The sequence below is a fragment of the cf. Phormidesmis sp. LEGE 11477 genome, from assembly GCF_015207105.1.
Lineage (GTDB): Bacteria > Cyanobacteriota > Cyanobacteriia > Phormidesmidales > Phormidesmidaceae > Phormidesmis.
Window position 1 is genome coordinate 1 of record NZ_JADEXO010000259.1, and the last position, 1,668, is coordinate 1,668.

Annotated in this window: 1 protein-coding gene; it reads right to left on the reverse strand. The window is 53.1% G+C overall.

Annotated features, from left to right (window positions below):
• Positions 1 to 1,668, reverse strand: a 1,668-nt coding sequence (locus IQ256_RS29155; RefSeq protein WP_193859169.1) for a CARDB domain-containing protein, incomplete at both ends; no start/stop codon positions are given.

The window sequence follows — 1,668 nt, forward strand, 5'->3', positions numbered from 1 at the left end:
TGAGGAATCTACTATCTAACTCAGGGTCGATGGTCTGTCGCTCAATTTTTACCTGCTTGGTAAATTGCTCTGCCGCCAGCAGAGAATCGTCTGAGACGGTTCCTCTGACGTCTACCTTGCCGATGACACCCGCTGGCACCAGCTGTTCATTCCCGTTCACATAGCTAGCATCTGTCGGATCTAAGCCAGCACCGACGATAGAAGAGAGAATATCACCGTAGACAATCAGCTCTTTTAGCTCACCGCCGCCGTACGCATCGTCACCACCGCCAACCTGTCCATCTGGGCCAAGATCACTGCCCACAAGCACTTTTGCGTTAGCCATATCGCCGCGTACGAAGACGCGCCTGATATCACTGGCGCTGACCGTCCCGAATAGATCGTGCTTAACGTCTAACTTATTGAGTTCGCCCGTTACTGCCAGCGACCAGTCTGCGGTCGTCGAATCTAGATCTAGCTTGTCTACTTGACCTAGCTTCCAGATGCCTGACGAGGCACCCTTTACCTTCACCCGTTCTAGTTCACCTGCAATTTCAATATCTGCATCGAAATCGTATCCAACATTCAGAGTTTTCAGCTCAGGCGCTTTTATCAAGCTAGTCGCCCCATCAGTCGTGGTCCAGCTAGTTGCACTGAGCCCGCCAATCTGACTTTGAGAAATGACTGATAGATTGCTGACCTGGTCTAGTTTGATATCGGCTACGTGTTCGCTATCTTCACCCGGTCCAATCAGAATCTGCGCGTCGCTGACATCATCTAGAACAATGCGATCTACGCTACCTGTAATGACCAAGTCGCCTTGCAGGTCAGTCTTGGTGCCATAGAACTGCTTCAGGTCGCCATTGACGGTGACATCTCCAATGACATTGCCGCTGCCATCAGCTTGGATACTGACCTCGCTTTCATCTGTGGTGCCATAGAGGGCAAGATGTTTGACACCGCCTTGCTCTGTGACTTCTCCGTAGCCGTCGCCTTTCAACCTAAAGCGAACCGTCGCGCCGTCTGCGTTGCTGAGCGATAGCTCTCGGCTGCTGCCATCGACGTTGCCAAACTGCCAGGCGACTGTTTGGGTGAAGGCCGCTACGACAACGTTGTTGGTCTCGTCAGCTTCTGGGACGTTGTTCGCCGTATCGAGCGCAACTAGAATGTTGTATTCACCGGGGGCAAAGTCGTCCGGTAGCTCGACAGCAGCGGATACCGTCTTGGACTTACCAGGTTCTAGCTTCAAACTGCCAAAGCCCTTCTCACCGATTTCGACGGCGCTGTCGGACTCGCCCTGCGGCTGAGCAAATACTTTGAGTGTAACTGGGTGCTGAGTGCCTAAGTTGCCTTGATTGTTCAGCGTGATCTCTAGTCTGCCGCTTTCTCCAGGCAGTGCCGTCTCGCTGAGAGTAAGCTCACCAACCGTAGCGGTTAAGTCAGGTAGGCCGCTGGTCTGAACGTACTCGACCACTTGAGCCAGGGATTGAGCGGCGCTGTAAGTCTGGTTCGCAAAGGCTGAGCCGGTCAGTGGATCTATGCCAGGATTAAAGCGATGCTGCTGTGCAAACTGCTGTACTTCGGATAGCGCTTGCTCGATATCCGTTGAGCCGAGCAGCATCCTATCGATCGCCTCTAGGTCAGCGAGGACTTCTGCTTCTGACTGCGAGACACTTTCATCTAGAACAA